9 protein-coding genes and 3 pseudogenes are annotated in these 17,081 nt (G+C 69.8%); 8 read left to right on the forward strand and 4 right to left on the reverse strand.

What is annotated here, in order from left to right:
- Window positions 1-277: 277 nt before the first annotated feature.
- Window positions 278-856 carry a hypothetical protein gene (locus ACZ470_RS36175; protein WP_468434187.1) on the forward strand — a complete coding sequence of 193 codons (579 nt, stop codon included), beginning with the start codon at window positions 278-280 and terminating at the stop codon, window positions 854-856.
- Between the two features lie 126 nt (window positions 857-982).
- On the opposite strand, the gene acnA is transcribed toward ACZ470_RS36175, so the two are convergent.
- Window positions 983-3,706 carry an aconitate hydratase AcnA gene (acnA, locus tag ACZ470_RS36180; RefSeq protein WP_468434188.1) on the reverse strand — a complete coding sequence of 908 codons (2,724 nt, stop codon included), beginning with the start codon at window positions 3,704-3,706 and terminating at the stop codon, window positions 983-985.
- Window positions 3,707-4,013: 307 nt separating this feature from the next.
- On the opposite strand from acnA, the gene ACZ470_RS36185 reads away from it, so the two are divergent.
- From ACZ470_RS36185 to ACZ470_RS36205, 5 genes are all read left to right on the forward strand, one after another.
- The gene (locus ACZ470_RS36185) at window positions 4,014-4,220 is read left to right on the forward strand and encodes a DUF4236 domain-containing protein (protein WP_468434189.1); all 207 of its coding nucleotides are present in this window, start codon (window positions 4,014-4,016) and stop codon (window positions 4,218-4,220) included.
- Between the two features lie 64 nt (window positions 4,221-4,284).
- Window positions 4,285-5,814: a UDP-N-acetylglucosamine 1-carboxyvinyltransferase gene (locus ACZ470_RS36190; RefSeq protein ID WP_468434190.1), complete on the forward strand. Its 1,530-nt coding sequence runs from the start codon at window positions 4,285-4,287 to the stop codon at window positions 5,812-5,814.
- A gap of 190 nt (window positions 5,815-6,004) precedes the next feature.
- Entirely contained in the window at window positions 6,005-6,397 is a 393-nt protein-coding gene (locus tag ACZ470_RS36195) for a hypothetical protein (RefSeq protein ID WP_468434191.1), read from the forward strand.
- Between the two features lie 5 nt (window positions 6,398-6,402).
- Window positions 6,403-7,071, forward strand: coding sequence for a nucleotidyl transferase AbiEii/AbiGii toxin family protein (locus ACZ470_RS36200; RefSeq protein ID WP_290007681.1), 669 nt, complete (start codon window positions 6,403-6,405; stop codon window positions 7,069-7,071).
- A 399-nt stretch (window positions 7,072-7,470) separates the two neighbouring features.
- On the forward strand, window positions 7,471-10,761 hold the full coding sequence (locus ACZ470_RS36205; protein ID WP_468434192.1) for an AAA domain-containing protein: 3,291 nt from the start codon (window positions 7,471-7,473) through the stop codon (window positions 10,759-10,761).
- 65 nt (window positions 10,762-10,826) lie between these two features.
- Here ACZ470_RS36205 and ACZ470_RS36210 read toward each other — a convergent pair whose 3' ends face one another.
- On the reverse strand, window positions 10,827-12,425 hold the full coding sequence (locus tag ACZ470_RS36210; protein ID WP_468434193.1) for a hypothetical protein: 1,599 nt from the start codon (window positions 12,423-12,425) through the stop codon (window positions 10,827-10,829).
- A 494-nt stretch (window positions 12,426-12,919) separates the two neighbouring features.
- Here ACZ470_RS36210 and ACZ470_RS36215 point away from each other — a divergent pair.
- A pseudogene (locus ACZ470_RS36215) lies at window positions 12,920-13,094 on the forward strand (IS256 family transposase); the annotation flags it as partial.
- A gap of 709 nt (window positions 13,095-13,803) precedes the next feature.
- Here the strand turns inward: ACZ470_RS36215 and ACZ470_RS36220 are convergent.
- Together ACZ470_RS36220 and ACZ470_RS36225 are read right to left on the reverse strand one after the other, a co-directional pair.
- Window positions 13,804-14,920, reverse strand: a pseudogene (locus ACZ470_RS36220) (IS630 family transposase).
- 487 nt (window positions 14,921-15,407) lie between these two features.
- Window positions 15,408-15,746, reverse strand: a pseudogene (locus tag ACZ470_RS36225) (ATP-binding protein); the annotation flags it as partial.
- 200 nt (window positions 15,747-15,946) lie between these two features.
- Between ACZ470_RS36225 and ACZ470_RS36230 the strand changes: the two are divergent.
- A complete protein-coding gene (locus ACZ470_RS36230; protein WP_468434194.1) occupies window positions 15,947-16,969 on the forward strand; it encodes a LacI family DNA-binding transcriptional regulator in 1,023 nt (340 codons plus the stop codon).
- The last annotated feature ends 112 nt before the right edge of the window (window positions 16,970-17,081 follow it).

The raw sequence follows: 17,081 nt of genomic DNA on the forward strand, positions 1-17,081 counted from the left end.
CAATAACCAGCTGCCGGACGGCAGTTGGCAGCCGAGATTCCTAACAGAGGGCGACCTGTCCATGTCAACCGCACGGACTATTTACACAACTCACCCATAAGAGCAGTCAGTTGCGCCTGAGCTGCGCCTTTCCCTCTTCGTCGCGGAATCGTCCCGCAAAGCGACGCGATGGATCAGGCCAACCCTGACCGTTGCGCCAAGATCGCTTGACAGAGGATTCCCCACGGCTCTTGGATCGGGCGGGGCCCGTCCGGGCCTACGGTTGAGGGGAGTTCGGATGAGCGGCGAGACGCGCGAGGCGGGGCCTTCCACGCCTGCCCTCGAGCAGGCGGAGGCGGGCGCGGACGCTCCGGAGACGACCGGGACGGACGACGCCGGGAGCGACGGAGACGGCGGGGCTCCCCCGGCCGGCACCGAGGACGGCAACCGCAGGATCTCCTCCGACCGCCCCGTTCTGATCGCGGCCGTCGGCTTCCTCGTGCTCTGCCTCGGCGTGGTGCTGTTCGGTGTGGTGCGCGGCGGCGACGAGGACAAGGCCGAGCCCGAGGTCCCCACCGCCCCGGTGACGTACGAGGTGACCGGCGAGGGGACCGCCAACCTCAGCTACCAGGGGGCGAGCGAGCAGGGCACGGCGGAGACCGTCTCCGGCGCCCGCCTGCCCTGGAAGAAGACGGTCGAGGTGCCTCTCGGTCAGAACCCCGTCATCAGCATCACTCTGGGTGAGCGGGGCGGTCAGGCCCGCTGCGCGGTCGCCGTGCGCGGGCGGCACGTGCAGAGCGCCACGGCCAGCGGTGAGTTCGGCCGGGCGACCTGCTCCGCGCCCCTGCCCGCGCCGGCACCCGAGGCGTCCGACTGACCTTCCCCACGGAAGAACCCCGCACCTGGTCCCAGGTGCGGGGTTCTTCGTCGTCGTAGGCGCCGTCGAGCGCCAGTGCCCCGCCCCCGCGCGAGACGCGGGGGCGGGGCGCTCGTTCACATCAGGTCAGGAACCGGCAAGCTGGCGCAGCACGTAGTGCAGGATGCCGCCGTTGCGGTAGTAGTCGGCCTCACCGGGGGTGTCGATGCGGACGACCGCGTCGAACTCGACGCCCGTGTCGGTGGTGACCTTCACCGTGCGCGGGGTGGTGCCCTCGTTCAGCTCGGTGACGCCGGCGACGGAGAAGGTCTCCTCGCCGGTCAGGCCGAGGGACTCGGCGGTGTGGCCCTCGGGGAACTGGAGCGGCAGGACGCCCATGCCGATGAGGTTCGAGCGGTGGATGCGCTCGTAGGACTCGGCGATGACGGCCTTGACGCCGAGCAGCGCGGTGCCCTTGGCGGCCCAGTCGCGGGACGAGCCGGAGCCGTACTCCTTGCCGGCCAGGACGACCAGCGGGATGCCCTGCTCGATGTAGTTGCGGGAGGCGTCGTAGATGAACGCCACCGGGCCGCCGTCCTGCGTGAAGTCGCGGGTGTAGCCGCCCTCGGTGCCCGGCGCGATCTGGTTGCGCAGGCGGATGTTGGCGAACGTGCCGCGGATCATGACCTCGTGGTTGCCGCGGCGCGAGCCGTAGCTGTTGAAGTCGCGGCGCTCGATGCCGTGCTCCGTGAGGTACTTGCCGGCCGGGGTGTCGGCCTTGATGGCGCCGGCCGGGGAGATGTGGTCGGTGGTGACCGAGTCGCCCAGCTTGGCCAGCACGCGGGCGCCGGAGATGTCCTCGACCGGGGCCGGCTCCATGCCCATGCCCTCGAAGTACGGGGGCTTGCGGACGTAGGTGGACTCGGCGTCCCACTCGAAGGTGTCACCGGTCGGGATCGGCAGCGCCTGCCACTGGGCGTCACCGGCGAAGACGTCGGAGTAGGACTTGGAGAACATGTCCTCGCCGATGGCGTTGGCGACGACGTCGTTGACCTCGGCCTCGGAGGGCCAGATGTCCTTCAGGAAGACCGGGTTGTTGTCCTGGTCGTACCCGAGGGCCTCGCGGGTGATGTCCACCTTCATGGAACCGGCGATCGCGTAGGCGACGACCAGCGGCGGGGACGCCAGGTAGTTCATCTTGACGTCGGGGTTGATCCGGCCCTCGAAGTTGCGGTTGCCGGAGAGCACCGAGGTGACCGCGAGGTCGTGCTCGTTGACCGCCTTGGAGACCTCCTCCGGCAGCGGGCCGGAGTTGCCGATGCAGGTGGTGCAGCCGTAGCCGACGAGGTTGAAGCCGACCTTGTCGAGGTACGGGGTGAGGCCCGCCTTCTCGAAGTAGTCGGTGACGACCTTGGAGCCCGGGGCGAGGGTGGTCTTGACCCACGGCTTGCGGGTCAGGCCCTTCTCCACCGCCTTCTTGGCCACCAGCGCGGCGGCGACCATGACGTACGGGTTGGAGGTGTTGGTGCAGGAGGTGATGGCGGCGACCGTCACGGCGCCGTGGTCGAGGGTGTAGGTCGTGCCGTCGGGGGCGGTGACCTCGACCGGGTGGGAGGGGGCGCCGTTGGAGATGGCCGGGGCGTCGGAGGCCGGGAAGGACTCCTGGCCGGCCTCGTCGATGTCGCCGCCGTCCTTGACGTAGTTGCGCACGTCCTGGGCGAACTGGGCCTTGGCGTCGGCGAGGACGATTCGGTCCTGCGGGCGCTTCGGGCCGGCGATGGACGGGACGACCGTGGAGAGGTCCAGCTCGAGCTTCTCGGAGAAGTCCGGCTCGGCCTTCGGGTCCAGCCAGAGGCCCTGCTCCTTGGCGTACGCCTCGACCAGGGCGACCTGCTGGTCGCTGCGGCCGGTCAGGCGCATGTAGTTCAGCGTCTCGTCGTCGATCGGGAAGATCGCGGCGGTGGAGCCGAACTCCGGCGACATGTTGCCGATGGTGGCGCGGTTGGCCAGCGAGGTGGCGGCGACGCCCTCGCCGTAGAACTCGACGAACTTGCCGACGACGCCGTGCTTGCGCAGCATCTCGGTGATGGTGAGCACCAGGTCGGTGGCGGTGGTGCCGGGCTTGAGCTCACCGGTGAGCTTGAAGCCGACGACGCGCGGGATCAGCATGGAGACCGGCTGGCCGAGCATGGCGGCCTCGGCCTCGATGCCGCCGACGCCCCAGCCGAGGACGCCGAGGCCGTTGACCATGGTGGTGTGCGAGTCGGTGCCGACCAGGGTGTCGGGGTAGGCCTTGCCGTCACGGGTCATGACGACGCGGGCCAGGTGCTCGATGTTCACCTGGTGGACGATGCCGGTGCCGGGCGGGACGACCTTGAAGTCGTCGAAGGCGGTCTGGCCCCAGCGCAGGAACTGGTAGCGCTCGCGGTTGCGGCCGTACTCCAGGTCGACGTTCTGCTTGAAGGCGTCGGGGGTGCCGAACTTGTCGGCGATGACGGAGTGGTCGATGACCATCTCGGCCGGGGAGAGCGGGTTGATCTTGTTCGGGTCGCCGCCCAGCGCCTTGACGGCCTCACGCATGGTGGCGAGGTCCACGACACAGGGCACGCCGGTGAAGTCCTGCATGATCACGCGGGCCGGCGTGAACTGGATCTCCTGCGACGGCTGGGCCTGGGAGTCCCAGCCGCCCAGGGCGCGGATGTGGTCGGCGGTGATGTTCGCGCCGTCCTCGGTGCGGAGCAGGTTCTCCAGCAGCACCTTCAGGCTGTAGGGAAGGCGCGCGGAGCCCTCGACCTTGTCCAGCCGGAAGATCTCGTACGACTCGTCGCCCACCTGCAGCGTGCTGCGGGCGTCGAAGCTGTTCGCCGACACGACAGTCTCCTTCATTGATGTGCGCGTACCACCGCATCCTGCCGCCACGCCGCCCTGGCCGATCCGCTAAGGTAAGGCTAAGTTAGGTAACCCTCACCAGGGTGGCGGCTGCGGTGCGCCTCGGCAGATATCTCGATGTCGAGATAACTCTAGTACACCGGCCCCGAATGGTCATGCCCGGGCCCCGGCGCGCCCTCCTCTCCCCTCCACCCTCCCGCCATGCCGTCACGGATGCCATCAGGGCGCCCGAGCGGGGTAACCGACTGATACGGAGTCAGTTCCAGGTACGGCCGACAGGGAGACAGGGATGCCGCTCACGTTTCGCAAGAGCTTTCGGATCCTTCCGGGGGTGCGACTGAACATCAACAAGCGGTCGTGGTCCATCACCACCGGCGGCGGGAAGGGCCCCCGGTACACCCGTAGCAGTACGGGACGTCGTACGACATCGGTGGATTTGCCGGGACCTTTCGGATGGCGCCGGACTCGCGGAACCCGCCGCACCAGGGGACACTGACGTCACGTCACTCGAACGGGCCCCCCGGGAGGCGCCATCTCATATCTGAGATAGCCTCAACCTCATGTCAGACGACTACCTCGTACGCATCGGCAAGCTCATCCGCGACGCCCGGCAGCACCGCGGCTGGACGCAGACGCAGCTCGCCGAGGCGCTCAATACCAGCCAGAGCGCCGTCAATCGGATCGAGCGCGGCAACCAGAACATCAGCCTTGAGATGATCGCCCGGATCGGCGAGGCCCTCGACAGCGAGATCGTCTCGCTGGGCTACGCCGGTCCGATGCATCTGCGTGTGGTGGGCGGCCGCCGGCTCTCCGGCGCCATCGACGTCAAGACGAGCAAGAACGCGTGCGTGGCACTGCTGTGCGCCTCGCTGCTCAACAAGGGCCGCACCGTGCTGCGCCGCGTCGCCCGCATCGAGGAGGTCTACCGCCTCCTGGAGGTGCTGAACTCCATCGGCGTGCGCACCCGCTGGATCAACGACGGCGTCGACCTTGAGATCGTGCCGCCCGCGGAGCTGAACCTCCCGGCCATCGACGCGGACGCCGCCCGCCGCACCCGCTCCATCATCATGTTCCTCGGCCCGCTGCTGCACCGTTTGGACCGCTTCATGCTGCCGTACGCCGGCGGCTGCGACCTCGGGACGCGCACCGTCGAGCCGCACATGATCGCGCTGCGCCGGTTCGGCCTGGACATCGCCGCCACGGAGGGCCAGTACCACGCGGTCGTCGACCGCTCGGTCGCGCCCGACCGTCCGATCGTGCTGACCGAGCGCGGGGACACCGTCACCGAGAACGCGCTGCTCGCCGCCGCGCGGCACGACGGCACCACCGTCATCCGCAACGCGTCCTCCAACTACATGGTCCAGGACCTGTGCTTCTTCCTGGAGGCGCTGGGCGTCAAGGTCGACGGCATCGGCACCACCACGCTCACCGTGCACGGCGTGCCCACCATCGACGTCGACGTGGACTACTCCCCCTCCGAGGACCCGGTCGAGGCGATGAGCCTGGTGGCCGCGGCCGTGGTGACGGAGTCGGAACTGACCGTCCGCCGCGTCCCCATCGAGTTCCTGGAGATCGAGCTGGCGGTCCTGGAGGAGATGGGCCTCGACCACGACCGCACTCCGGAGTACTTCGCCGACAACGGCCGCACGCGCCTGGTGGACCTGACCGTCCGCCCCTCCAAGCTGGAGGCGCCGATCGACAAGATCCACCCGATGCCGTTCCCGGGGCTGAACATCGACAACGTCCCGTTCTTCGCGGCGATCGCGGCGGTGGCCCAGGGCAAGACCCTCATCCACGACTGGGTCTACGACAACCGCGCGATCTACCTGACCGACCTCAACCGCCTCGGCGGCCGCCTCCAGCTCCTCGACCCGCACCGCGTCCTGGTCGAGGGCCCGACCCGCTGGCGCGCCGCCGAGATGATGTGCCCACCGGCCCTCCGCCCCGCGGTGGTCGTCCTCCTGGCCATGATGGCCGCCGAGGGCACGTCGGTACTGCGCAACGTGTACGTCATCAACCGCGGTTACGAGGACCTGGCGGAACGGCTGAACTCGATCGGGGCACAGATCGAGATCTTCCGGGACATCTGAAAGCTCTAAGAAAAGGTAACGCGAATCCCCTTCCTGACCTGCACGCATGCGAGCCAGGAGGGGACTCGGCTTCGCCTGTGGGACTTCTCAGGGGCATTTAGGCCAGGCCGGGATACTGCCGACGTAAGGGGCAGGCGGGCGAATTCCCCGGCACTGCCCCTTACCGCTCCCCGGCCGTCATAATGGAGGCATGTCCTCCAGCCCACAGCACCCGGCACCCGCGCCGAGCGGCCTCTCGGACGCGGTCGCCGAGGATCTCGCGCTGTACCGGGAGAAGTTCCGCCGCCGTCTGCCGAAGTCGCTGGACGAGCTGCGCGGGCCGACGCACGGTGTCGTGGATCTGCCGCTGCACGTGGCCTGGTCGGGGATAACCTCGTACGACCTGGGTAAACCGCGCCAGCGCATGGGCCTGTACCGCACCGTCCTACACGAGGGCCTGGACGACGACCTGCCCCGCTACCTCAACCAGGACCTGCTCCTCGAGCTGTGGCCGGTACTGCGAACCCTCGTCGGCCGCAGCGTGCGCGCCGTATGGGAAGACGCCTTCCCTCAGCTTGCCTCCCGCACCCGGGCAGCCGCGTGACGGACATGCCCGAGCTGCACACGCGGCTTCTGGCGGATGTGATCGCCCTCGGCTCCCGGTACCCGCTGGTTCTCACCGGCGGGTACGCCGTGCGGGCGCACCACCTTGTCAACCGCCCCAGCCAGGACCTCGACGTCGCCACTGAGAACCCGGCGCCGATGGCCGACATCGCCACCACGCTCCGCGCCGGCCTGGAAGCCCGCGGCTGGGAAGTGCACGCGTTGGAAATTGCCCCGCTGTCCGCCCGCTTCACCGTGTCCGACCCGGCCACCGGGCAGGACTGCGAGGTCGACATCCTCAAGGAGAACTTCTGGCGGCCCGTCGCCCAGAGCCCGTACGGGCCCGTCCTCGCGGAGGAGGACGTGGTCGGAACCAAGGTCCGTGCCCTCGCCGACCGCGGAGCGCCCCGCGATCTGATCGACGTGTTCGCCGCCTCCCGCCGCTGGACCAATGCCGAGCTCGAGGAGTTCGGCCACCGCCACGCCCGCGGCCGCTTCGAGCGCGAGGACCTGCAAGCGAACCTCACGGGCGCCGAGTGGACCGACGACGAAGCCTTCTCGGCCTACGGCCTCGATGACGCCGCCATCACCGCCCTCCGCGCCTGGGCCTTGAAGTGGGCCGATGACCTCGCGGCCCGCCTCCTCGAAGGGGCCAACGATGTGGACATCGAATAGTCGGGTTCGAGTCCGTCCGCAGCCGGGGGGTGAACGCGGCGGCGGCGCAGCAGTTCCTGGGCGAGTTTGAGGCCGGTGCGCTCGCGCTGGAGGGCGCCCGAGAGGTCGACGAGGACGTTGAAGTCGCTGGCGTGGACGTCTTCCTTGATCTCGATGACGTCCTTCAGCAGGAGCTCACTCGTGGGCATCAGGCGGTCATTCCCTCTCTCGGCTCGCGGCCCAGCCGCACGACGCGCGCCCTTCTCAGTGCCTCCCCATCCTGCCAGGCGGCACCGACACGTATGTCCCTCGGTGCGGAATCTTCCGTACCGCACGGTGCCCACAGGATCACCGACAGCTTCCGCTGGGTAGGGTCGGCGCGGGTTCTGTCGGCGGTACGGGGAGCGGGGGCGACGACGGGTGGGGTGGCGCGAGGAGATCGCCGCGGCCTTGGGCGAACTGGTGACGATCATGGGCGGCACCAGCAGGCAGCCGCGCTGGCACCGGGTGGGGAGGGCAACCCGCACCAAGGAGGCCGGCTGGTACGCGGTGGACCTGCGCGGCTCCGACATCGGGCCGGACCAGCTGGACGCGCTGCGTCTCGCGGGGCCCGAGTCCGGCGGTATCGAGACGGAGGGCTTCACCGTCTCGGAGACGGTGCAGAACGGCTCCCTGCTCACGTTGAAGGTCGCCGAGTTCGCCGACCTCTCGGACGCGTATCTGTGGCTGCTCAAGCAGCCGCCGACCTTCCTCGTCACCGCTCTGCGCGACGGCATCGCCGGACTGGGCGAGGCGCCGCTGGCGGGTGCTCTGGCCGCGGGTTCGATCGGCGGCACGTCCGCTCCCCTCCCGGACCCTCCGGGGTTCCACCCGGCGCAGGGGGACGCCTACCGTGCGTGCCTGGGCCAGGGCACGCATCTGGTGTGGGGTCCGCCGGGCACCGGCAAGACGACGGTACTGAAGCGTGCCATCGGCGACCTGATCGCACGCGGCGACCGGGTGCTGCTGGTGTCCGCCACCAACATCGCCGTGGACAACGCCCTGTTGGGGGTGATGAAGGAGAGCAGGCACGGTCCGGGTGACATCGTCCGGGTGGGGCCGCCCCAGTTGCGGGAGGTCGCCGACGACCCCGGGGTGTCACTGCCGCTCATGGTGCGCGAGCGCCTGGCCGAGACGGCGGAGCGCAGGCGCGGGATCGAGGCTGCGCTGGTCGGCGTCCGGGCCCGCACGGCGGAGCTGGCCGCGCTGGAAGCCTCCCTCGTCCGCTTCGATCCTGCCGCGTACTTCGACGCGCTGAAGCTGCTGCGCACGCCCGGCCAGGATCCGGTGTCCGTGCGGACGCGGGCGGAGACTGCGGCGGCCCTGCTGGAGGAGGCCGTGGCGGCCCGGGACGCGGTGCAGCAAGCCGCCGTGGCGGCCCAGCGTCGCCGGGACGCGGCGGAGGAGTCGCTCCGGAAGTGGGCCGAAGTCGAACGGCTGCGCCAGGAGCAGTCCCGCGTCCTCAAGGCCGCGGAGCGCAAGCAGGCCGACGCCCTGACGGCCGAGGACCACCTTCGCGACCTGCGCGAAGAACTGGAGGAACTGGACGCCCAACGGTCGGTGGCCCGGTGGCGCGCCCGGGAGAAACGACAGGAGCTGCGTGAGCGGCTGGCCGACACTGAGGAGGACGTCGCCCGTACCCGCCGGGCGGCCCAGGCCGCACTCGCCACGGCTGAGGCACACGTCGTCGCGCTGGAGCGGGAAGTGGCGGACCTCGTTGCCGGCGTCACCCACACTCCCGAGGAGATCGCGACCCTGCAACAGGCGCTGGCCTCGGCACAGTCCGTGTACAGGTCGGCCCTGGACCTCGTGGCCGACCGTCGCGAGGAGACCGCCCGGCTGGAACGGGCCGTCGTCCGCGCTCTGGACGCCGCGGAACTCACCGCCCGCGCCGAACAGCAGGACTGGCCCGCCCGCCATGCCCACGCCGAACGATTACGGCCCCGGGTGACGGCCGACACCGCCCGCCGTGCCGCGCTGGAGGAGGAGTTCCAGCAGGTCCAGGAGGAGTACGAACGCCTCGCCCGCAACGCCGAGGGCGAGATCGTCAAGAGCGCGAAACTGGTCGCCACCACCCTCGCCCGGTTCCGCACCAACAAGGCGGTCTTCGAGGGCCCGTACGACGTGGTCCTGGTCGACGAGGCGGGTGCGGCGACGCTGCCCGAAGTGATCCTCGCGACGGCGAAGGCGACCCGGACGGCTGTCCTGCTCGGCGACTTCATGCAGCTCGGCCCGGTCGTCGAGGAGCGGCTGAAGGATCTCGACCGCCCGGACGTCAAACGCTGGCTCCTCCCGGACGTCTTCCAGCACTGCGGCATCCAGGACCCCGAGGACGCCCGACGGCACCCGGCCTGCGTCACCCTGACCGAGCAGCACCGCTTCGGTCCGGCGGTCATGGGCCTGGCGAACTCGCTGGCGTACGGGGGAATGCTGCGGGGCGGCAAGCAGGCCGCGGCACCGCGGCCCCTCGACGACCCGGAGATCGTCCTCGTCGACACCGACGGCCTGCACGAACTGGCCAGGCCCCACCTGACCGGAAGCCGCAGCGGCTGGTGGCCGGCCGGGTCCCTGATCGCCAGGGCGCTGGTGGACTACCACCGCGCGAGTGGCGAGGACACCGGCATCGTCACCCCCTACGGCGTCCAGGCGGAGGCGACCTTGGAGGCGCTGCGGGACGTGGAGAGCGGTGGCGGCCCGCTCGCGGAGGTGGGCACGGCGCACCGCTTCCAGGGCCGCGAGTTCCCCATCGTCGTCTTCGACACGGTCGAGGGCGCCGACGGCAGGGAACTGTGGATGTCGTTGGCGCACCGGGAGCCGGGCGCGTCGGACTGGGCGCGCAGCGGCGTGCGCCTGTTCAACGTGGCGGCCACCCGCGTCCAGACCCGCCTGTACGTCATCGGCAGCTGGGAGCGCGTCAGCTCCGCGAAGAAGGGCACGGCCTTCTCCCACCTGGCCGCCCTGGTCGGCACGCCGGGCGTACGGCGTCTACGGGCCGGCCATCTGATCACGCCGCCGCACGAGGACGCGCCGAGCCGCGGGGAGTTCGGTGCCGCCCTCGCCGACGTACTCGCCCGGCATGTCGAGATCACGGGCATCGACGACGAGACGACGTTCTTCAGCACCTTCGAGGACGAGATCCGCACGGCCCGCACCTCGGTCTGGTTGTGGGCGCCGTGGGTCGCGAACCGGGTGCGCGGCATCCTTCCGTTGCTGCGCGAGGCTGCCGGTCGCGGCGTGCGCGTGAGCGTGTTCATCCGCGACGACACGGACCATCTCCAGGCCCGCCCGGACAGTCAGAGCCTCATCGCGGACCTCCGGGCCGTCGTCCACACGGTCATTCCCGTCAACGTCATGCACCAGAAGATCGCGGTGATCGACGAGCGGACGGTGATGCTCGGCAGCCTCAACACTCTGTCCCAGTCGTGGACCCGCGAGGTCATGCTGACGATCCGCGGCGGCCACTTCGCCCGCAAGCTCCTGGAGCACGAGCACGCCGAGCTGTTCACCCGCCCGCCGAAGTGCGGCCGCTGCGGCGGCACGAGCATCGAACTGCGTCGCCGCAGGAACGGGATCTGGTTTTGGCGCTGCTACGACACGGTCTGCAAGACGGGACGGAACGGCCGGAGCAACGCCTGGAACCAGGACATCAGGGTGGGTGGGGGGAGAGGCTGAGGCTTGCGCGTTTTGGCGGCACTGCGCGGACGCGCAGTCCGCGGGCGGGTGAACAGCGCAGCCGGCTACAGGTGAAGTCCGACGTGGTTCACGATGAACCGCTTCCCGTCGGGATCGAGGGCGAAGTAGATCCGTCCGACCTCGTTGGGCGGCACGTTGTCCCGGACTTTGATGTGCCCCAGTCCATCCCAGCGCGGGTTGCCATCGAACGCGAAGTAGCGCTTATCTTTGTCCTTGCTGAGCTTCTCGTCGTTGGGCGCGTACTTCAGCCCGTGGTTGTCGCAGAACCATTGGGTCAGCCTCGGCATCCTGCCGGGCTTGGTGTAGAGAGCCATCGCGGCCTGCGCGAGAGCGGTCAACTGGTCGGTCATCTCCTGGCGGTACGGATAACGGGACTCCTTCCACGCGCGCGCCGCTCTCGCCGTGAACACGATGTGCTGCTCCGACGCCTCGGTGAGGGCCTCGAACGTGGGCAGCGCGTCCGTGGCCCCCAGGACCGGGATTGCGCTCCAGACGTCGAGCGTCGCCTTCTGTCCGCTCCCGCCCTTCGACAGGTCCAGGTACTGGCCCTTCCAGTAGTCGCGGTCCTGGCGCAGTGTCTTGGCGTCAGCGGCCTCGGACTGGGCCTTGTCGCGCTCCTCCACGTAGCTCTGCGCGAGGTCCTGCCAGGTCTTGACCTGCTTCAGAAGATCCTGCACCCGGTCGTTCAGCACGCTGAGCTGACCGGCCTTGTCGTCGGCGGCCTGCGCGCGGGACAGCTGCTCCGCCGCCCGGCGTGCAGCCGCCCGGTACGAGGCCTGCCGGGCCCGCTCCCACGCGCTGTCGGTGCCCCGGGCGATCACGGAGAGGTGACCGAGCGAGGACATCAGCCGACCTTCCACGAAGGACGCTTCGCACACCTCCTCACGCGAGTACGCGGGATGCTCGAGACCAAGGTCGGGCCAGACCAGCAGTGCGCCACCGCTGGGGACGGCCAGCTGGCCGTGCACCCGGCGGACCGCTTGCACGGTCAGGTAGTTCAGGGTCACCACCTGGGCGAGTCCGGCGAGTTGGCCCGAGGCGTCGGCCGCCGTGTTCCACGTCGCCTGGTCCCGGGGCTGTACCAGGAGGATGGGCAGGCGCGTGCTCAGCGCGAGAGAGTCGAGGAGCACGACCGCGCTCTGTTCGTCCCGGATTCGCTCGTACCGCCCGGTGGCCACCTGGCCCAGCACCCGTACCTCGAGTTCGGGATCCCTGAGCACCTCCCGCAGCAGGTTGGGGCGCTTGAGCCGCGGGTCCCGCACCGGAGCGATCCAGCCGTCGGGTATCTCCCGGCCCATGACGACCCTGAGTCCGCCACCGCCCTCCTCCGCCCGGGAGACCGTGATGCGCGTAACGAACTCGGCCGGGCTGCCGTCGGACAGCGGCTGGCGGATGGTCGTGCGCAGGGCGTGTGTGCGCTCATCCCCCAGCACCTCCCAGCTCACCGTGCGATCACCGTGGCCGGGGATCCTTCCGGGGAGCACCGCCCGGCCATCCCGGTCGAGATCGGCCGAGGACGGTGCCGGGACGCGTCCGCGGTCACAGAGCCAGTCGGCGAGATGACGACGCAGACGCTGATAGACGTGGTCCGGTTGCTCCTGGGCGGATTGGACGTCGAAACTGACGGCATACAGCGGCTGCACGGTGGCTCCCCTCACCCCGGATGCCCTGTGCAGCGGACCGGGTCCCCCACCGAACACGGTCAGGGCACCGCTCGGAGAGCCACCGTAATACCGCCCCGACGAAGTGGGCAGCCGAACGCTGCCTGTTCAGGTTCAGACGGCCCCGGCGGCCGATCTTGTGCCGTCAGGTCCGGGGAGCTGTCGCGCACTCGGCCCAGACCGTCTTGCCGGGGCCGAGGCGGTCGCGTACGCCCCAGTCCGCAGCGAGCGCGTCGACGAGGAGCAGGCCGCGACCGCTGTTGTCGTCCGTATCGGGGGTGCGGCTCCGTCGGCTGGGCGGAATGGGTGTCGGTCACCTCGATCCGGACGACGCCCCGGTTCTCGTCGTGGGAGAGGAAGAGGGCGAAGTCCCGCCCGGGAACGCGGCCGTGGAGTACGGCGTTCGCCGCGAGTTCGGCAACGACGAGGATGACGGTGTCGTGTGCCTCGGTGCCGTGCGGGTGGCCCCACTCGGTGAGCTGGTACTCGCGTTCCCAAACCCACCCGCAGTCCTCCGCCTCGCGACCGCGGGCCTCGCCGAACTCCACGACGAATGGATCGCCTTCCCCCGCCGTTACGTCTCCAACGAGAGCATGAACGCCCTCTACACCCGACACCCCGACCGTCCTGCCGACCACATCCAACGACTGATCGCCTACACCACCAGAAGGACATCACCCAGCCCACGGCCGCGTAGATCATAGGCCGACGCCAGTCACCCGGCTTCCAAGCCGCGTGATCCTCACTGGCCGCGAACCCGCTCGTGAAACGCGCGTTTCCCTTCACACAGGGCAGACCACCGATACGCGCGCATCAGCCCACACCGCGCTCGTACGCCGTGCGCTAGTGCTGTGACCGCATAGATTCGCCGGGGTCTTGGGGCTGGCGTTGTTCCGTGCGAGTGGCCGGGGGTGCACACTCGCAGGATGGGGCGGCGTGTTGATCCGCGGGAGATAGTGCGGCGTGAGGGTAGCGATCTGTTCGCGTTCTTGGTCTCGGACGGGGGGTTCGTTGGGCCTGATGTGCTTGAGTCCGGCTTGGTTTACCACCACCGCTCAGGGCTCCAGATCGCAATCTCTTACCTGGGACCGCGTGAACCGGAAGTGACCACGAGAATTCGCGTGTCGAGGGACTGCGACACTCCGCGCTCGGCGTCACTTGACTGCCTCTGGGTGGCCTTCGAGTGCGGGACGCTTCAGGATGTGCCCACGTCAGCCGTCAACGGAAGGACCATGGCGAAGCGGTTGCGGCAGCAGGCGGAGGCTCTGCGTCGGCTGCTGCCGACGCTGTTGACCTCGGAGGTTGATGATGCGGTTCGTCGCTGTCAAGGGCGGTTGCTGCCCGAGGGATGAGGTGCGGTTCAGGCTGCCCGAGGGCCAGGGCGGCCTCCCCAGCGGATGCCTCTCTCGCTGCGGATGCGGGTGCGTTCGCGGCGTTGGGCGGCCAGGACGTCAGGGTGGCGGGCGTGGGCGTTGCGCCAGCGCAGGTAACGATGGAGTTCGCGGGTCTGGACGGTGTGGTTGGGGTGGTGGGAGTTGGCCAGGGTGAACTGCCGCAGTGGCCCGAAGTGCGCCTCGATCGGGTTGGCCCAGGAGGCGTTGGTCGGGGTGAAGCACAGCTCGACCTTGTTCTTCTTCGCCCAGCGGCGGATCTTGTTGCCGGTGTGGGCGGAGAGGTTGTCCAGGATGATGTAGATAGGGGTCCCGTCCGGGCGGGCGGCGCGGATCGACTTCAGTGCCGCGAGCGTGTTGGTGGTGCCTTTGCGACGGCGGTTGACGCCCCACAGGGTGTCGTCGCCGACGGAGTAGCAACCGTGGAAGTACCTCACGCCGTGGGTGCGGTGGAAGGTCGCCGGGATGCGGTCGGGACGGCCGCGTTCGGCCCAGCAGGATCCTGCGGTGGGGCGGATGCCCAGGGGGCCGAACTCGTCGAAGGTGAAGACCCGGTCGGGGAAGTGTTCCAGGACGTGCTCGATGCGGTCCAGCTTGGCGTCGCGGTCGGGGTCGGTGGACTCCTTCCAGGTCTTGGTGCGCTGGAATTCCGCGGCGGGCGAGCAGCAGGCGCAGGGTCTCACGGCCGATGCGGATCACCCGGTCGTGGACTTTCCGCAGGTAGGCGGCGAGCTTGCGGATGGACCAGCGGGTGAAGGGCTGGCCGAGTTTGCGCGGGCGGGTGGTGGCCGTCTGGATGACGAAGTCCTCGTCGTCATCGCTGAGCAGGCGGGGACGGCCTCCCGCCCACCGAGGGTCCAAGCAGGCCAGGCCAATCTCGTTGAACCGATGGATCACGTCGCGGACGGTGTCCTCGTCGGCCTGGACCAGCTTCGCGATCACCGGCACGCGGTTCCCGCCGGCCGACGCCAGCAGCATCATCGCCCGCCGGTAACGCACCGAGCTGGTGCTGCCCCGGCGCACGATCCGCTGTAACTGCTGGCCCTCCTGGTCGGTCAACCTCCAGACCCTGACCGGCTCCGCCATTCCCGCCTCCCGGCACCGCACTTGCACGTCCCCAGACATCCAAGCGCGCCAGATCCCCAGAAAGCCACCAGCAACCCGGTGAACCTATCCAGTCACAGCACTAGCCGAAAGAGTCCCTACGAGCAGTGGTAGCCCTCTGGGACTTTTCTGGGACTTTCGACTTCATCAACCGGCACGAACGTGAAACAACTGAAAGACCATTCTCCCAGGTCAGCGACCGAATCCCTCTCATCGCCGCAGGTCACCGCGCTGGCCGGTCTCTCCCGGGACATCTGACGCGACGGTGCCGTCGTGCCTTTCCTGACCTACGGCTGTGCGGTCAGGGGCGGGTGCGGCGGCACCTGTGCGACTTCCCGCCTACGCGAGCCCCGCCGCTGAAGTACCGGCACAGCAGGCCATCCGGGGGCGGAGCGAACAAGTGACCGGCGCATAGGGCGGATCCTGCCGTGAAGGCGCTCGCCTCGCTCTCCTCGCTGAGGGCCGACGGCTACCCGAGCCCGTAAAGGGTCGGCAGGTCGACGAGGAGCAGATCTTCGCGGTCGGTCGCGGACTCGATCAGGTCCGGGTGGAAGCCGTGCGGGGAGAACAGGGCCAGGGTGGTGCCCGTGGTGTCGTGGCCCTGGTCGGTGAGCAGGGTGCGGATGTGTTCCAGGCGTCGCAGGTCGCCGGTGCCGCGGCGGGCGGCGGTGGCCTTGGCCTCGCCGAGGAGGGCGATCCGGGCGCGGGGGGCCTGCGGGCGCTCGCCCAGGGCCAGGGCGATGACGTCGACCTCGTGCTTGGCGCGGGCTGCCCGGTCGGCCACCTCGGTGGTGCCGACCGGGCCGGGGCCTGGATTACGGGGGCAGCTCGTCCAAGTCCAGTTGGACAAGAATCGTGCAACCCGACTTCGCCAGGAAGTCCGCGGCGCGTCGTCGTGGAAGCGCTCTCAGGCATCGCTGCCGACGTGCGTCTATTGTGGAGTGCACGCATTCGTGGCGGTTCGGATGCCTGATCCATCGCAGACGCACAACCGGAGGAGCGCACGTCGTGCCGGAGCAGACCGTGAGGCCTCGGCCCACGCTGGAGGCCGTCGCGGCGCGCGCCGGTGTCTCCCGTGCGACGGCCTCCCGGGTCGTCAACGGCGGAGCGGGAGTGCGGCCCGCGCTGGTCGACAAGGTGCGCCGGGCGGTCGAGGAACTGGACTACGTGCCCAATCACGCGGCCCGCACCCTGGTCACCCGGCGCAACGGCGCGGTGGCGGTGATCATCGCGGAGCCCGAGTTCCGGGTGTTCGCCGATCCGTTCTTCGAGCAGCAGATACGGGGGATCAGCCGGGAGCTGACCGCGCACGACGCGCAGCTGGTGCTGCTGTGGGCGGAGGGCTCCGGCGACCACGAGCGGATCGCACGCTATCTGGGGGGCGGGCACGTCGACGGCGCGCTCGCCTTCTCCCTGCACGACGACCGGCTGCCGTCCCTGATCGCCCGGACCGGGGTGCCGGCGGTGCTCGGGGGCCGTCCGGCGGGGGGCGAGGACCTGGGCATTCCCTTCGTGGACTGCGACAACCGCGGCGGTGCCCGGGACGCGGTGCGTCATCTGGTCGGCCTGGGCCGCCGGCACATCGCGCACATCACCGGTCCGCGCGACCAGACCTCGGCGATGGACCGGATCCACGGCTACCGCGATGTCCTGGTCGACGCCGATCCGCTGCTGCTGTGCGAGGGCGACTTCACCGCGGAGAGCGGGGCCCGCGCGATGGCGGAGCTGCTGGACCGCCGTCCCGACGTCGACGCGGTCTTCGCCTCCAACGACACGATGGCCCTGGGCGCGCTGCGCACGCTGCGCGAGCGCGGGATGCGGGTGCCGCAGGACGTCGCCGTGGTCGGCTTCGACGACATCGCCTCCGTGGTCCGGGCCGCGGAGCCGCCCCTCACCACGGTCCGCCAGGACATCGAGGACATGGGCCGGATCATGGTCAAGCTGCTGATGCGTCTGCTCGACGCGCCCGGCGAGGAGGTGCCGGCCTCCGTGATCACCCCGACGACGCTGGTCCGCCGGGCCACGGCCTGACCGGCGGCAAGGGCAGGCCCGGGGGGGGGGGGGGGGGGGGGGAGGGGGGGGGGGGGGGGGGGGGGGGGGGGGGGGGGGTGTTGGGGGGGGGGGGGGGGGAGGAGAGGGGGGG

This window comes from Streptomyces sp. NPDC031111 (genome assembly GCF_055570675.1).